This is a genomic window from Photorhabdus sp. RW14-46, from assembly GCF_963887965.1.
GTDB classification, from domain to species: domain Bacteria; phylum Pseudomonadota; class Gammaproteobacteria; order Enterobacterales; family Enterobacteriaceae; genus Photorhabdus; species Photorhabdus laumondii.
Genome location: NZ_CAWPHH010000004.1, coordinates 81721 through 97046, shown reverse-complemented (window position 1 = coordinate 97046; position 15326 = coordinate 81721). Strand labels below are relative to the sequence as shown.

The 15326-nt window shown below is 39.8% G+C and carries 16 protein-coding genes and 1 pseudogene; 13 read left to right on the top strand and 4 right to left on the bottom strand.

Annotated elements, in window-relative coordinates; genetic code table 11:
* The first annotated feature begins 1 nt into the window (after nt 1).
* On the top strand, nt 2-1930 hold the full coding sequence (locus AACQ38_RS05160) for a DNA topoisomerase III (protein WP_011146773.1): 1929 nt from the start codon (nt 2-4) through the stop codon (nt 1928-1930).
* A 57-nt stretch (nt 1931-1987) separates the two neighbouring features.
* Here the strand turns inward: AACQ38_RS05160 and xthA are convergent, their stop codons facing one another.
* Nucleotides 1988-2794, bottom strand: coding sequence for an exodeoxyribonuclease III (gene xthA / locus AACQ38_RS05155; RefSeq protein ID WP_011146772.1), 807 nt, complete (start codon nt 2792-2794; stop codon nt 1988-1990).
* A gap of 502 nt (nt 2795-3296) precedes the next feature.
* On the opposite strand from xthA, the gene AACQ38_RS05150 reads away from it, so the two are divergent.
* Nucleotides 3297-4160, top strand: a complete 864-nt coding sequence (locus AACQ38_RS05150; protein ID WP_011146771.1) for a helix-turn-helix domain-containing protein — start codon at nt 3297-3299, stop codon at nt 4158-4160.
* Between the two features lie 268 nt (nt 4161-4428).
* On the opposite strand, the pseudogene AACQ38_RS05145 reads toward AACQ38_RS05150, so the two are convergent.
* Nucleotides 4429-5245, bottom strand: a pseudogene (locus AACQ38_RS05145) (hypothetical protein).
* Between the two features lie 904 nt (nt 5246-6149).
* Between AACQ38_RS05145 and AACQ38_RS05135 the strand changes: the two are divergent.
* The 5 genes from AACQ38_RS05135 (at nt 6150) to AACQ38_RS05115 (ending at nt 8670) form a co-directional block, all read left to right on the top strand.
* The gene (locus AACQ38_RS05135) at nt 6150-6401 is read left to right on the top strand and encodes a hypothetical protein (RefSeq protein ID WP_207631789.1); all 252 of its coding nucleotides are present in this window, start codon (nt 6150-6152) and stop codon (nt 6399-6401) included.
* A gap of 88 nt (nt 6402-6489) precedes the next feature.
* Nucleotides 6490-7062: a hypothetical protein gene (locus AACQ38_RS05130; RefSeq protein WP_165577600.1), complete on the top strand. Its 573-nt coding sequence runs from the start codon at nt 6490-6492 to the stop codon at nt 7060-7062.
* 108 nt (nt 7063-7170) lie between these two features.
* Nucleotides 7171-7485: a type II toxin-antitoxin system YafO family toxin gene (locus tag AACQ38_RS05125; protein WP_165577599.1), complete on the top strand. Its 315-nt coding sequence runs from the start codon at nt 7171-7173 to the stop codon at nt 7483-7485.
* Nucleotides 7486-7760: 275 nt separating this feature from the next.
* Nucleotides 7761-8531, top strand: a complete 771-nt coding sequence (locus AACQ38_RS05120) for a Thoeris anti-defense Tad2 family protein (RefSeq protein WP_165577597.1) — start codon at nt 7761-7763, stop codon at nt 8529-8531.
* Complete coding sequence (locus tag AACQ38_RS05115; RefSeq protein ID WP_165577595.1) at nt 8497-8670, top strand: hypothetical protein; 174 nt, start codon at nt 8497-8499, stop codon at nt 8668-8670. The genes AACQ38_RS05120 and AACQ38_RS05115 overlap by 35 nt, the downstream gene beginning before the upstream one ends.
* 223 nt (nt 8671-8893) lie before the next feature.
* Here AACQ38_RS05115 and AACQ38_RS05110 read toward each other — a convergent pair whose 3' ends face one another.
* Nucleotides 8894-9202: a hypothetical protein gene (locus AACQ38_RS05110; RefSeq protein ID WP_242685524.1), complete on the bottom strand. Its 309-nt coding sequence runs from the start codon at nt 9200-9202 to the stop codon at nt 8894-8896.
* 240 nt (nt 9203-9442) lie between these two features.
* On the opposite strand from AACQ38_RS05110, the gene AACQ38_RS05105 reads away from it, so the two are divergent.
* Complete coding sequence (locus AACQ38_RS05105; RefSeq protein WP_165577593.1) at nt 9443-9601, top strand: hypothetical protein; 159 nt, start codon at nt 9443-9445, stop codon at nt 9599-9601.
* 155 nt (nt 9602-9756) lie between these two features.
* On the opposite strand, the gene AACQ38_RS05100 is transcribed toward AACQ38_RS05105, so the two are convergent.
* On the bottom strand, nt 9757-10239 hold the full coding sequence (locus tag AACQ38_RS05100; protein ID WP_232507858.1) for a winged helix-turn-helix domain-containing protein: 483 nt from the start codon (nt 10237-10239) through the stop codon (nt 9757-9759).
* A gap of 661 nt (nt 10240-10900) precedes the next feature.
* Between AACQ38_RS05100 and AACQ38_RS05095 the strand changes: the two genes are divergently transcribed.
* The 5 genes from AACQ38_RS05095 to AACQ38_RS05075 all read left to right on the top strand — a co-directional run bounded on the left by AACQ38_RS05095 (nt 10901) and on the right by AACQ38_RS05075 (nt 15315).
* Nucleotides 10901-11032, top strand: coding sequence for a hypothetical protein (locus AACQ38_RS05095; protein WP_255563013.1), 132 nt, complete (start codon nt 10901-10903; stop codon nt 11030-11032).
* Between the two features lie 23 nt (nt 11033-11055).
* Nucleotides 11056-11505, top strand: coding sequence for a phage tail protein (locus AACQ38_RS05090; RefSeq protein ID WP_011146754.1), 450 nt, complete (start codon nt 11056-11058; stop codon nt 11503-11505).
* Between the two features lie 79 nt (nt 11506-11584).
* Complete coding sequence (locus tag AACQ38_RS05085; RefSeq protein ID WP_165577591.1) at nt 11585-12679, top strand: phage tail sheath family protein; 1095 nt, start codon at nt 11585-11587, stop codon at nt 12677-12679.
* Nucleotides 12680-12690: 11 nt separating this feature from the next.
* Nucleotides 12691-14070 (top strand): phage tail sheath family protein, encoded by a 1380-nt coding sequence (locus AACQ38_RS05080; RefSeq protein WP_165577589.1) that lies wholly within the window; start codon nt 12691-12693, stop codon nt 14068-14070.
* 48 nt (nt 14071-14118) lie between these two features.
* On the top strand, nt 14119-15315 hold the full coding sequence (locus AACQ38_RS05075) for a phage tail sheath family protein (RefSeq protein ID WP_165577586.1): 1197 nt from the start codon (nt 14119-14121) through the stop codon (nt 15313-15315).
* The last annotated feature ends 11 nt before the right edge of the window (nt 15316-15326 follow it).

The window sequence follows — 15326 nt, the reverse complement described above, 5'->3', positions numbered from 1 at the left end:
CATGCGGCTTTTTATTGCAGAAAAACCAAGCCTAGCCAGGGCGATTGCCGATGTTTTACCAAAACCGCATCGCCGTGGTGATGGCTTTATCGCTTGTGGAGATAACCAGTTTGTTACTTGGTGTATTGGGCACTTGCTGGAACAGGCGGAACCTGATGCCTATGACAATCGCTTTGCTCGTTGGTCATTAGTTGATCTTCCCATCATTCCTGAAAAATGGCAGTTAAAACCGCGACCTTCTGTTGAGAAACAGCTCAATATTATCCAGACGTTGTTGGAAAAAGCCGATGAAATAGTGCATGCCGGTGACCCAGATCGGGAAGGGCAACTGTTGGTGGATGAGGTGCTGGATTTTTTGAAACTGGATGCAGTGAGGCGAAAAAATGTTCGCCGCTGTTTGATAAGTGATCTAAATCCACAAGCGGTAACCAGAGCGGTTGATCGGTTAAGAGATAATCGGGATTTTATTCCGCTATGTGTTTCAGCTCTCGCCAGAGCTAGGGCTGATTGGCTTTATGGCATTAATATGACCCGTGCTTATACCTTGCTTGGCCGTAATGCGGGGTATCAGGGGGTACTATCTGTCGGGCGGGTTCAGACCCCTATTTTGGGTTTAGTTGTTCGCCGGGATGAAGAGATTGAGCATTTCGTACCCAAAGATTTTTTTGAGGTGAAAGCGCATATTGTTACGCCGAAAGATGAACGTTTTATCGCTATCTGGCAACCAAGTGAATCTTGTATCGATTTTTTGGATGAAGAAGGGCGATTGATACACCGGCCTCTGGCTGACCATATTGTTACCAGAATAACCGGTCAACCAGCCTATGTGATCTCTTATCAGGATAAACGGGAATCTGAAGTCGCTCCTTTGCCATTTTCATTATCTTCTTTGCAAATTGAAGCCGCTAAACGTTTTGGCTTAAATGCGCAGCAAGTGTTGGATATTTGTCAGCGATTGTATGAAACCCATAAGTTAATTACTTATCCCCGTTCTGATTGCCGTTATTTGCCCGATGAACACTTTGCCGGTCGTCATGCCGTGCTTAATGCGATATCTATTCATGCAACAAAGCTGTTGCCACAAGAGTTACTGGAAATAGATAGAAAGAATCGTTGTTGGGACGATAAAAAGGTTGATGCTCACCATGCAATTATCCCTACAGCTCGAAGTAGCCATATAAATCTGACGGATAGCGAGGCTAATATTTATGGTTTAATTGCCCGACAATATTTGATGCAATTTTTCCCGGATGCCATATTCCGTAAATGTGTTATTGAATTGGAAATTGCGGGTGGAAAATTTATTGCTAAAGCCCGTTTTCTTGCTGAGGCAGGTTGGAGAACGTTACTTGGTAATAAAGAGCGTGATGAAGAGAATGACGGAACGCCATTACCCGTTGTTGCTAAAGGTGATGAATTATTGTGTGAAAGAGGAGAGGTAGTCGAGCGCCAAACCCAACCGCCAAAGCCATTTACTGATGCGACTATCCTTTCTGCTATGACCGGAATTGCCCGTTTTGTACAGGATAAAGAGCTGAAAAAAGTCCTTCGTGCAACAGATGGGTTGGGAACGGAAGCCACGCGGGCTGGCATTATCGAACTATTGTTTAAACGGGAGTTTCTTTATAAAAAAGGGCGTCATATTCATGCCACACCTGCGGGTAGGGCGTTGATCCATGTATTGCCTGATATGGCCGCTTTACCGGATATGACCGCCCATTGGGAGTCGCGGTTAACGCAAATCAGTGAAAAACAGTTCCGCTATCAAGATTTCATGGGGCCACTTGAGGAGACATTGCAGCAATTAATTTGGCAGGCCAAACAGAACCGTAATTTAACCGCTTTTCGTGATTTACCCCCCCTCCCAGTGAAAGATAAAAAAGGGAAAAAAATAAAAGCACCGAAAAATACCAAAAGAGCTGCGCCATAGCGCGCAGCAATTATTACATTATTTTAAAAACGATTGATATTCGGTGTTAACGGAATATCAAATTTCAAATTCTGCCCAAACAGGGGCATGATCTGACGGTTTTTCCATCTCACGGATTTTATAGTCAATACCTGTTGCGATACAGCGATCCATCAAAGGCTTACTTGCAAGCAGTAAATCAATACGTAGCCCTCGATTATCATCAAACCCTTTGGAACGATAATCAAACCAGGAAAATTGGTCGTTACATTCAGGATTGAGATGGCGGAATGTATCAACCAGACCCCAGTTTTTCAGGCGATCCATCCAATCTCTCTCTTCTGGCAGAAAAGAACATTTACCTGTTTTTAACCAGCGTTTTTGGTTGTTCTCACCAATGCCGATATCCAGATCGGTCGGACTAATATTCATATCACCCATGATAATCACGTGTGATTGAGGGGTTAAGTTTTGCTCCAGGTAGTTTTGCAGATCCTGATAAAATTTCTCTTTTGCCGGAAATTTCACTGGATGTTCACGGTTTTCTCCCTGTGGGAAATAGCCATTAATAACGGTCAATAATCCGTGTGGGGTTTCCACTTCTGCCATGATAACCCGGCGTTGAGCCTCTTCATCATCCCCTGGAAAACCACGATACACCGCAAGAGGCACCTGGCGCGTTAACAGTGCAACGCCGTAATGGGCTTTCTGGCCGTAATAAAATACATGATAGCCAAGCTTCCCAACCTCTTCTAGAGGAAACGCTTCATCATGAACTTTTGTTTCCTGTAGACCGATAACATCGGGTTGATGTTGCTCGATGATCGCAGCTAACTGATGGGGGCGGGCACGTAATCCATTAATATTAAAAGAGATAAATTTCATCTTTTACAGCCATCCAGTAAAAAGACACAGGAACAATAGTAACAGATGGATCTTAAAAAGTAACTATTGACAATGGTCAGCACGAAATAGTAACGGATCCCCTAATATTATAATTTGCTGTGAAAAATATAATAAATTGTGGTGAGAAAGAGCCTCAGTTAGACCGTTTTTATCTCAAGTGTTACAAAAATTGATTACTGAAAAATGTAGAACCCTATCCTAATCTTTGATAGAAAATTGAGCTCGTTAGTAATGTTTATATTTTCTAATGGTTGATTGGTTGAGATTAATTTTTGAACCATGATAAACATGAATAATAGAGTTTATTGAGCCACCTATGTATTGAACATACGCTTTTTTTATGTGGTATATGTTTGAGAAGTATTTGTTTTTTTGTACAAAATTTATGCCTTCACAGTATCAAACTTGATTTAGCTGTCATTTGGTGAAGGCTATTTCAAAGAAATTATTTTAGCCACAAGTTATATAGGAACGGTGAATTATGTTTTTTTCTCGTAAATTAGAAGCATTCATGGCAGTGGTGGAAAATGGTTCTTTAAGTAAAGCGGCAAGAGTGATGAACCGTACAACTCCCCCAGTAGCTAAATCAATCAAAGACTTCGAAGCAACATTAGGGAAGCGCCTTTTCAAAAGGGAGAAATTTGGGATGAGTCTGACTAAAGATGGTTTAGAATTATATAATGATCTTAAAGATCTTTATTTACAAGAAAAAGAAATAACTAAAAAACATATCAGTGGTAGTATATGTAACATAGTTAATATTTATTACGATTGGGGGAAAAACAAACATCTTATTTATTTATATAAGGCAGCTGATAGAAATAGCTCACAGGTAAATATATTCCGGTTTAGTTATGATAACATTGAAGAAATAGTGGATTATGACGGCAACACGCTCATTCTGAGCTCAGAAAAGATACTAAGTGACCGTTTTAGTCTCATTCGCAAAATAAAAGGGCCTGAATTGGGAATTTGCTGCCGAAAAGAGTTATTAGATATTGCTAATGGCGATGTGATGCAATTGCTAAAGAGTAATACTTGGCTATGCGATCCTGTACTTTATAAAAGTAGCTTCGTTAAAAACTTGGAAGAAGAAGTTATTCAAAGTGGTGGAAAAGTAAATATGCGTCAGATGGATAATATGGGATGCTGCATGAATTTCATTTATTCCAGAGATTATATATTTATTACAGATTCTCATCCTGATGAATTGGAAGGAGGAGACGCTTTGAGTTTTGTTCCCATTGAAAAACCTGGCGCAGCAAATCAATGTTATATTTATAAGTCTAAATCACACTCAAGTGTTCTTAATCGTTTTATCGATTCAGTTAATGACATGAGTTAAAATTCATCTACGCGGAGAGGATTATTGTAAGCTCCGCGTTGTTAATATGCGGAGATAATTATAAAGATTTTTCACTGTACCTAAATGATAAATTTATATTTATAATTCTTATTTGAATATTCCAAGTGAATGTTTGATCGTGGTGAGGAAAAATGGACTGTTCCTCGCCTTTTGGAGCAACTTGTACGACAAACCTGACATTATATTCACTCTCGTCTGGTGTTTGGCACAGCCCATTGTGCATGCACAAATCTGCATGGCCTTGGTTTTACTGCTTTAGCCGGGGTGTTGTGGTACTCCAAAAAATAATGTTAGCCCCCAAGTCGTTTTCGGCAAAATTAGTAAACTCCTCCTGAGTGAAGGCTTTTTTAGTTTTTGGATTGGTGTAGGTCAGTGTGGGTTCTTGGACTGCCATTGCCACCAAATCCAGTTTGCCTTTGTAACGATTGAAAAAGGGATAAGCGTTTTTCATTTGAGCAGATTGATATGGCACGATATCGGGGCCGCCGAGACCGATCTTATTTTTCGACGCGAAATTAAAAAAGCGAGACATATACTGATGATCGTTATCCCATTCACATGGCCAGAAATTAACGTATTGTACTACGTAGGATTTTTTAAATACCTGGCGGGCGAATTTGATATTATCAAGTTCGGCGGAAAAATAGCGGTCACGGCTAAAACCGGTCTTATCCTGTTTCATGTCAATATCAACGGCGGTTTCTGGTAGATTAATCCCGGTAATACGGCCGTCAAACTCTTTTACCAGTTCGAAAAGCAGATCCTGATAGCGTTTGCGCAACGCTGTATTCCATTGAATAGCAACCCAACCATAACCTTGTGCTTTGCCTTCACCGGGATTATCAACTTGAGCAACTAAACCGCCTTGATATTTTGTGCCTTGTTAGAGATAAAATGGCATAAACAACTTGTACACCGTCAATATTTTGACGTTCTAACAGAGGACGTAATTGATCGAGCTCATCGGATGAAGTGTAGAGATAGTTTTGTGGTTTTCCTGCGAGTGCATCAGTTGACAATAAACTAAAAATCAGAGTGGCTAAGATGAGTTGTTTTAGCACCATGATTATTTCCCTCCTTAATTGTAAGGGAACGAGTAACCGGCTTATGGCAGTTTAACAAGACAGATAGTTCCATGACTTTACGAATTTATTTAACACCACAAAGTTACTTTATTGATTAATTGGTAATTATTTTCCGCATCTTAGTACTCATTTATCCCTATCTTTGTAAATAAGTTCTCATTAAAAACAAATAAGAATATTATTAATTAATATAATTTTATTAGGATTGTTGACTGTTTTTTTTGGAATTATTTAGTTATTTATTGTTGAAGTTCAATAAAAATTAAACGAACGGCATTTTGTGATAATAAAGTCTTGACTTTGTTATCAGATAATTAAGGGGATTGTCCCATCTATAAATAATTTATCTTGCTGTGGAAGATAAGGAATAAATGGTGGGCATATCAGTGTAAAATATAATTTATACCCTATGTATGGGTTTCAAGATGCATCGCGACGGCAAGGGAGTGAATCCCCGGGAGCTTGTTATTCGCATAACATGAATGAGAATTATTCCTTTTTACAGCGATTTTATGAATGATATTTAAAAAGGAATAATGAGATTTAAATTAATGTAACGTGTTGAATAATAATGAAAATAGTATATTTCTCTCATGGAGTGATTATCTGATTATAACCGAATGTTCAACTCTTTGTCATTTTATGGCAACCAATGTAAGCTTATTTTTTTTCAATAAATGTCATGTTATTGTTATGGGGATTAAATATCCTGCCCGATACGTTGTTATATCGATGGCGATAGAGTCTAGGCATTAAAAATCGTATTTTTTTGAAAAAAAGAGTTGATCTTTATATACACCCATTAAGAGGATAGGGGAATTAGGCAATCGCTTATTTTGTTCATGTGTTGGTGTGTTGCGAAAAGATGAGGAGTCAATGATGAATGAAGCGAAGGAAAATGAGATTTACCTTCATCCTGAATATGATGAATGTGGTCGTCCGTACTACAACGTATCATTTTCCTGCCGGGGTAATGGGGAGCAATCTAAAATCGAAACGCGATGATGAGCCAGTCTGGTTGGTAAATTCTGAGATTGGCGTTGCAAGTTGGATAATGAAGAATGCTTCTTATAGGAAAGAGACGTTAGATCCTAGTAAATTTGATTGTGCTTTGATAAGCAAGTATGCAGAATAATGTAAGGTAGTGCGGAAGGCGATATGTATACTGTATTCCTATATACTTATCCCACAGACAGATCAAAGGGGGTCACATGACAGTAGGAATGACAACGTTAGTAACGTTGCTAACTCCACTTCCAGACGTTAATCAGTTAGCAAAATTGCCAGAGTATCTTTCTGCTCCGATTACGCAATTGGTGCAAGACAGAGCAGGGCAAAAAATGCTGACTGCTCAAGAGGTGATGTCATATTTCTCTGAATCTAAAATGGCGCTTGCCTACCTGAAAGAAAATACCCAAATTGGTATTGAATTACTTGAAACCATTGACCGTGACGGGATCGAACCAGATATAGATATTCGTGATGTAGTCGAACGTTACGAATCCGCTGCAAAAATCGCCACGAGTCAACTCCATCTCTTGAAATTAAGTTATATTCTTGCGGAGTCTTCGCCTGCATGGGGACTGCATGTCAAGCTATTCCAAACGCATTCTCAGAGAGCGTTGAGGATTTTTGCAAATAATAGAAACGTTTTATTGCGTATTGCAACAATGTTAAAGCAGTACTTGCCAGTTAATGCAGGTGAATATACACCGAAAGCCGACGCGGAAAGTTACAAAGAGTTGGTGAATCTCTCGCATAAAAAGCTCGGTATTCCATTGCCTGTGTGGGGTTAGGTATATGGTTTACGTCAGCGTGGCGGAAGAGATACTTTTCAATGCGGCTGCTCATGATTACGCAACCATGTTGGTTAAATATTTGAGTGGTGCAGAAGAGGTATCTGGTTGGCTGGGTGCCAAGGGCGTTTTGAGCGCAACATGCAGGCTATGGAATCAGGAATATGGAAGTTACATATTCTTCCCCTGAATGAAAAACCGTGGCCGACAAATGTGATGCTACACAACAGGAAAAGTGACAATTATCTGGTTTATGCTCAACATTGGTATTATGAAAATCATTATCAGGTCATGGCCGTGGTGATGCCAGATGCACATTCGCGTATTGATAGGCTGTTGGATAAACTTGTTCATATCGTAGAAGATTCTTTTCAGTGTCTAAATGAGCGGGAATTAAGACTGCTTAATCATGTAAGCGTATGAACCCATTTACTAAGAAAAACAATAGACCTGCGCAGGCAGGTTTTTTTATGGAGTTTTCACAATGCCAATCTATTGGAGATAAATGAGGAAATAGTGTAATTACCAACTATTCTTATTAATAGTTTAGGCTTAGCACTCGCGGTGCTTTACCGTTTATGCAGTAGTAAACTTAAGAATATTCGATTGAAGTAAGAATCTAATTTGAATAATATCTTATGGCTATTTGGCAGTAAGATGAAATTACCTTTATTAATAAATAATTAAGTGAGGTGTTTATGTCTGAAATGAATAAGCCAGAAATTACTGAAATAGAAAATAAACCGCCTGAGCATAAATCATTAAGCCCTGATCAATACAAATGTAATCATGTCGTTGCCCCAGAAAATTCTTGTCCGTGGGCGATTATTCAAGTGTATCTAGGAAATCAAGCGCGTCGTGGTGATTGGGATTCCCCTAATGAATATATACGCCTTATTCCCGAATCGAACGCTAACAGTGAAGGCAATAATCTGATTTATATTGAGAAGTGCGATAAGCATGGACATTGGTTACCTTGGCAACCAACGCCGGAAGATATAATGGGTAGTGATTGGTCATTGTTAGAGCCAGATAACAATATGTTGGTTTTTGATGTTACCTTAGGGACTAGTAAGTATGATACAGGGCAGGACTGGGGATATATGAGTGACAAGGGAATCCTTGGTAAAGGGGAATCTACTTTCGGTGCTTTAAATATAACCCAAAATAAAACAGATATTAAAAGCATTTTAATGTTCTGCTATAATAGAGGTGGATTGTATTTGAGAGTATCTTTTGATAAAGCTAATTATCAGAAAATTAAAGAAGTACTCAAGAAGAATTTTTATGTCTCAGTTGATAATGTAACTTATGATTTTGGAACTTTCTTGCATGATAATGGTGCAGATAACGATAATTATGAATACGATGTCTACTATTATGAATCGGAAAACCCAACCGTAGAAAAACTAGGTGCCATATTAAAGCAGACAGGTGAAACCAAGCGTTTTTACTGTAACTGGCGTTAACTATACCCAATGGATTTCAAGATGGATCGCGACGGCAAGGGAGCGAATCCCCGGGAGCATAGAAAACTATGTGACCGGGGTGAGTGAGTGCAGCCAACAAAGAGGCAACTTGAAAGATGACGGGTATATATTATGTTGAATTCCAAGCCTCTTACTTGCGGAGTTTTTCATATATAAAGTCCACTTCCACGTTCTCAGATAATGTCTGATGTGGCATTCAATTTCAACTACCGAGTAATCCTCGGTAGTTGATAAGTATTTAGCAGAGAATGAAGATGTTACTTTCTGCGTAGTGAAGTTTGAGCTATATTGACCTAAATCTTCTTATATACGAGAGATATGTAGCTAACTCTTAAGAATCTTTATACCCAATTAAATTCAGCTTCTGTGGTTAGAGTTGCGTCTAAATTGACGGCTGTAATTCTATAGTAATAAATAGCGTTAGGAGGCGCGTTGAGTATTTTAGTTTCTCCAGGCCAGACATCAATAGAATTATAGAATTCATACTCCCCAAATGGGGACGCCCAGAAATTTAAAACCCTCATTGCTGCTTGGCCTTTGTTTTTTATTGCTATATTTCTCCATCGAATAGGAATGGCTATATTCCCATTTTTATAAGCTTCGATAGCTTGGTTAGGGTTTAGGAATATTTTGAAATCTGTTAATATCATATTGGTTTCCTTATTATTGCTGTTATTTGTTGGCATATATAATCAGGTGATTTCACCTGTGACATTTAACTTAACACTTTCTATGAGCAGTTAAATATTGAAATTTATCAGTGACGTAAAAGGAATAAGGTAAACGTAAAAGTAAAAGCGGTTAATACACATTCCATGCTACGCATTGCGTGGCCTTTTCTTTTTTCACACACGTTTAACGGGATCTTAATTTCTAGTTGGGGTGGAAATATGAAATTCATGGACAAGCCGATTGACATCTGGATGTTATCAGTCAAAGAGATACGAAAATCCCGACAGTGGCGGGGACATGTATTCCTGACGGATTTATTGCCGATAGCGGTAGTCGTAATTAATGACGAAGGAGTTACACCGATAAAAAATAGATAACTTAATATCATGAATCATGATCTTTTCTTATTAAAGCGGCCCATAACTTGCTGAAATGAGCCGTAAAGAAGTGGATGAAACCCGCTTGTATGCTGTTTAATTTAATGGACCATCCATTGATGGGGATTTAATCATTTTTTAAATAAAAGTCACCATTATTTCTTAGCCAGAAAAGGAGCTGTATATAGGATAGTTGATATCCAGATGATTGCGGTGATAAACATAACAATCATCCTGGTGAAACGCCAGTAAAATGGCTTTGGCGGTGTAGCGATGGGAATAGGTAATTGAGTATTTTGGAGCTGACGATTATCTTGTTCGTCATCTTGAAGTGGCAGGATAAAACGATAACCTTGTCGGTACACCGTGTGTATGGCTTCACCTAGATCACAATAACGTAATGTTCGGCGTAACTTGCAGATTAATTGCAGTAAATTGGTTTCTGCTACCCCATCTTTGCGTTCAGGCCAAACTAGAGGGATCAGTTGCTCCCGGTTTAACGTATTCCCTTGGGATGCATGTTCCCACAGTGCAAGTAGCAGGCGTTTCTCTTTCTCTGTAATGATAAATATATTTTTACCATGAATTATTTTGTTTGAGTCACAGTCTAAATAAACATCTCTAGTTATTTTCAACATAACGCATTCTCTGCCTCTGTTTAGTGTTTGTCTATTTTTTATATAGCCAGGAGGGCTCAATAGGCACTTATACCTGTTAGAGTTTATATATTTTATGAATGAGTAATGCAAGAAAATAAATTATTTAAAATTTTTTATTTTATTTTGTCATATGGGTTATTTTTCTGTTTTTTATTAAGAAGTAAAACTAATGATAATTAATTATTAGTTTTATTTATATTGTGATGATTACCCATGAAGTGATGTAAGATTTAGAAATATAGATAAAATATTTTTAGGTGTTATTTATTGTTTATAAATTCCTTTTGTAAAAATTAATGAATAGATATCCACGAGCAATAATGCTGTGAATTGAACGTGATTTATTTATGTAATTGAATTAACAGGTAAAAATCGATAAAAATAATTATTTTTTATTTTTAACTTTTATTTGGCGGTATTTGAGTGATTACTGTTCGATGAATAGTTTAAAGCTCCAACAGTGTGATGTTTATCACGTATTAACTTACGTTAATCAGTAGTTAGTCAGTAGTCAGGTCGCCTCATTCCTTGAACCTTGAATGAGGGTTTGGATATTAAAGCACAGTGAATATATACCCTATGGATTTCAAGATGCATTGCGACGGCAAGGGAACGAATCCCCGAGAGCATAGATAACTATGTGACCGGGGTGAGTGAGTGCAGCCAACAAAGAGGCAACTTGAAAGATGACGGGTATACAAGTAAGGCATTAGGCATGATACCTAAGGGCGGTAGCGTACCTAAAATGATATGTGTTCTAACCCGGTTATGAATTTAACTCTTAAGGAAATAACAATGTCTACAACTGTCGATCAAATTGCTGTTCAATACCCTATTCCAACTTACCGTTTTGTCGTGACCGTTGGTGATGAGCAAATGTCTTTTCAAAGTGTATCGGGATTAGATATTAGCTATGACACGATTGAATATCGTGATGGAATTGGTAATTGGTTACAAATGCCCGGTCAGCGTCAGAGACCAAGCATTACCTTGAAGCGCGGTATTTTTAAAGGGCAATCTAAATTGTACGATTGGATTAATTCTATTTCGCTTAATCAGATAGAAAAGAAAGATATTTCTATTAGTCTCACCGATGAAACAGGTTCAAACCTGCTAATTACCTGGAATATTGCTAATGCTTTCCCGGAAAAACTCACAGCACCCAGTTTTGATGCGACCAGTAATGAAGTTGCGGTACAGGAAATAAGTTTAAAAGCCGATCGAGTGACTGTTGAGTTCCATTAATACACTGTTTGGTGTCAGGACTGTTTGTTGTCAGGAATAGTCTGGCACGTCAATGCAGTGCTTTTTAAAGGCGAATATTATGACAACTTATCATTATCCGGGTGTCTATATTGAAGAAGATGCTTCATTGGCACTCTCTGTCCGTACCAGTGCAACGGCGGTCCCTGTTTTTGCTGTCGGAGATGAAAATCTTTTTAGGTCAGGAGATGACTATCATCGTGTTAATAGTTGGCTAGAATATCTGGCTCTAAGAGGTAGACAATTTAATCCTAGTGATAAGCTTGATATTTCACTACGTGCCTATTTTATTAACGGCGGTGGATATTGTTATCTCGTTAAAACTAAAGATTTAGTAAACCAAGTTCCAAAGTTGGATGATGTCACATTGCTGGTTGCTGCCGGAGAGGATATTACTACTGCTGTAGGTACACTTTGCCTACCGGGCAAAGGTTTATTTGCCATTTTTGATGGCCCAGTCACTCAAATAGATTTGAACCAAAAACCCGATGAAGTACTTAAGATTTATACCGCTACCGCCTATGGCGCAGTTTATTATCCTTGGCTGACCGCTGAGTGGGGAGAAAAAAATGAAGAAGGGAAAAGAGCTAGCGTTGATATTCCACCCAGTGCAGTGATGGCCGGTATTTATGCCAGTGTCGATAACAATCGAGGTGTCTGGCAAGCACCCGCTAACGTTGCTATTCAAGGAGGATTACAACCTAAATATCCGGTGACTGATGATCTGCAAGCGCAATATAACAAAGATAAAGCGTTGAATATGATCCGTACTTTTCCTAAAAGTAGCCCCTTGGTTTGGGGAGCCAGAACACTTGAGGACAGTGATAATTGGCGTTACATCCCTGTTCGCCGTCTGTTTAACAGCGCGGAACGAGATATTAAAAATGCCATGAGCTTTGCGGTCTTTGAACCTAATAGCCAACCAACTTGGGAAGTTGTACGCCGAGCGATTGATAATTATCTCTATTCTCTCTGGCAACAAGGCGGATTGGTGGGCAATAAAGCTGAACAAGCTTATTTTGTTCAAATTGGTAAAGGCATCACCATGACTGATGTCGATATTAAACAAGGCAAAATGATCGTTAAAATTGGTATGGCCGCTGTTAGTCCAGCCGAATTTATTATCTTGCAGTTTACGCAGAACATCGGACAATAATTGGAGGCAGTATGCCAATAGTACCAACTTATCCTGGCGTCTATATTGAAGAAGATGCCTCACCGGCGCTCTCTGTTAGTCAAGGAAGCACCGCAATCCCTGTTTTTATTGGGCGTTTTTTACCGAAAGAAACCAGTACGACGCCAAAAATAACACGTGTTAGTAGCTGGTTGGATTTCACTAACCTGTTTCATGTGGGTTGTGTTACGTCAATAGCGATTAAATCAACACCTCCACCTGCCGCTAAAAAAACTAAGAAAGTTGAAAAAATTGAAGGTGATATATCAGCCGAAAATGAAAATGGAGAGGTTAATAGCGATCCAGAAGAAGAAAAAAAAGCTGATTACACTTATGAGGTGACTGTCGGTACCTATACAACAAGCAGCGATGCCTTAAAACTTTATTTCCAAAATGGCGGTGGGCCTTGTTATATCCTACCAATAGCTGATACCAATAATACGACTCTGGCATTAATCCCAGAATTAATTAAGCAGGCTTTAGAAATTACCTTAATCGTCTGTTCTGAACAGGATTCTGGTTATCAGAGTCAGATATATAACAGCCTGACATCTTCATTATTAAATGAGGGCTATTTCCTTATCGCTGATAATCAGGATAAAGCATTCGCTATCAGCACTAACGTATCCTCACAAACCGCAACGTATTATCCCGCGGTGAAAGTCTCACAACTTATGCAAATGGAAGAGAGTCTTATAGCTGTTTCAAGTTATAAGGATGCAAAAGCAAACAATGTTACCAATTTGACGGAACTCAAAGAGAAAAACCCGAATGTCTATAAGGAGGCTATTACTGCAATAAAGAATGTAAACAAAACTATTCCCGCCAGTGCAATCATGGCCGGCGTCTATTGTGCTACTGATGCCAGTCGTGGTGTCTGGAAAGCACCGGCTAATATTGTTCTGAGTGGCATTAGTGATGTAGAAGAACGGCTCACCGAAGATGAGCAAGGTACCATGAATCAAAAAGGTATCAATGTTATCCGCTATTTCAATAATCGAGGGTTTGTCGTGTGGGGTACACGTACCCTGAAAGATGATGACAACTGGCGCTATATTCCGGTACGGCGTTTATTTAATGCGGCGGAACGGGATATCAAACAGGCAATGCGATTTGCCGTCTTTGAACCCAATAGTCAACCGACTTGGGAACGAGTAAGGTCAGCCATTGACAACTATCTCCATCAACTCTGGCAACAAGGGGCGCTGGTTGGCAGTCATCCCCAAGAAGCCTATTTTGTCCAGATTGGTCAAGGTGTCACCATGTCCGAGGTGGATATTAAGCAAGGAAGAATGATCGTCAAGGTTGGCATGGCGGCGGTTCGCCCGGCTGAATTTATTATCCTGCAATTTTCGCAAAAAGTCGCACAGTAACTGTACTGGGGCGCGGTTTGCCGCGCCTGTCCTGTTGAGGAAATGATAATGGAAATAACACAGCCGGGTGTGACAAGCGCGGAAAACCTGATATCCCAGAAGCCGGGGGATGCATTTATTGGTGTACCGGTTTTTATTGGTGATATTCCAAAAAGTTCGGGCAGTAAAACTATAGTCAAATTAAACAGCCTGACCGATTTTACCCTAAAATTTTGTGAGCCAGGATTAATGTACGACTCATTAATGTACACCTCCGTGCGCCACTTTTTTGAAAATGGCGGTCAACAAGCCTATGTGCTGCCGCTGACCCTTGATGAACCACTGAGCGATTTTCAATCATTGATCATCGCACTGCAACAGGATTGGCTTAAGCAGGCTATTGCCGCGGAGAGTGCTATTACACTGGTTGTCGTCCCTGATATTGTCCGCTTTAATCAGACGGGAGAGTCCGGTGCCGAGATAGATCTTTGGTTGCAGTTTTGGCAGTCGGTACTCGAACTGTGCAAGAGCCGACGTGGCATCATGGGATTGCTGGATGCCCCGGATGATCCGGTACTGGCCGCTAAATGTTTGGCGCAGTTTTCCTCAAGTGATCGGCAATGGGGCGCGGTATATTGGCCGGGGCTGAAAACCACATATCAAGAAAATGGTCAACATATCATCCTTTCGCCTACTGCGGCGGTGGCGGCGGTTATCCAGCGTAATGATCATCAACAAGGTATCTGGACCGCACCGGCCAACGTAGCTTTAGCTAAGGTTGTCAGCCCAGTACGATCCTTTATTGAAGCTGATGCGCTCTTTAATCAGAATGGCACTTCGTTGAATCTGATTCGCAGCTTCCCCGGCAAAGGGATTAAAGTCTGGGGATGCCGAACGCTGGATAACATCCCCGGTTCTCCCTGGCGTTATATCCAAACTCGCCGATTGGTCTCCTATATCGAAGCTCATCTCACCCGATTAGGCCGGGCTTTTGTTTTCGAACCTAACAACGCTATCACTTGGATGAAACTTAAAGGCCAAACTTACAACTGGCTGCATCAATTATGGTTGAAAGGTGGACTGTTAGGGACCCAAGAGGACCAAGCATTTGACATATTACTCGGTGTTAACGAATCAATGAATGAAGCGGATCTGCGGGCTGGGAAAATGATTATGAAAATCAAACTGGCTCTGCTCATTCCGGCGGAATTTATTGAGCTGAGTCTGACGTTTGATACGCGCACCGGGACCATGGGATTAAATTAAACAGGGGCAAA

Bases quoted from the DNA above. Each gene is read 5' to 3' on its own strand.
- AACQ38_RS05110 (WP_242685524.1), bottom strand. From the start codon at position 9,202: ATGATATTAACAGATTTCAAAATATTCCTAAACCCTAACCAAGCTATC.
- AACQ38_RS05150 (WP_011146771.1), top strand. From the start codon at position 3,297: ATGTTTTTTTCTCGTAAATTAGAAGCATTCATGGCAGTGGTGGAAAAT.
- xthA (WP_011146772.1), bottom strand. From the start codon at position 2,794: ATGAAATTTATCTCTTTTAATATTAATGGATTACGTGCCCGCCCCCAT.
- AACQ38_RS05075 (WP_165577586.1), top strand. From the start codon at position 14,119: ATGGAAATAACACAGCCGGGTGTGACAAGCGCGGAAAACCTGATATCC.
- AACQ38_RS05105 (WP_165577593.1), top strand. From the start codon at position 9,443: ATGAAATTCATGGACAAGCCGATTGACATCTGGATGTTATCAGTCAAA.
- AACQ38_RS05090 (WP_011146754.1), top strand. From the start codon at position 11,056: ATGTCTACAACTGTCGATCAAATTGCTGTTCAATACCCTATTCCAACT.
- AACQ38_RS05160 (WP_011146773.1), top strand. From the start codon at position 2: ATGCGGCTTTTTATTGCAGAAAAACCAAGCCTAGCCAGGGCGATTGCC.
- AACQ38_RS05130 (WP_165577600.1), top strand. From the start codon at position 6,490: ATGACAACGTTAGTAACGTTGCTAACTCCACTTCCAGACGTTAATCAG.
- AACQ38_RS05120 (WP_165577597.1), top strand. From the start codon at position 7,761: ATGTCTGAAATGAATAAGCCAGAAATTACTGAAATAGAAAATAAACCG.
- AACQ38_RS05080 (WP_165577589.1), top strand. From the start codon at position 12,691: ATGCCAATAGTACCAACTTATCCTGGCGTCTATATTGAAGAAGATGCC.
- AACQ38_RS05135 (WP_207631789.1), top strand. From the start codon at position 6,150: ATGAAGCGAAGGAAAATGAGATTTACCTTCATCCTGAATATGATGAAT.
- AACQ38_RS05100 (WP_232507858.1), bottom strand. From the start codon at position 10,239: ATGTTGAAAATAACTAGAGATGTTTATTTAGACTGTGACTCAAACAAA.
- AACQ38_RS05085 (WP_165577591.1), top strand. From the start codon at position 11,585: ATGACAACTTATCATTATCCGGGTGTCTATATTGAAGAAGATGCTTCA.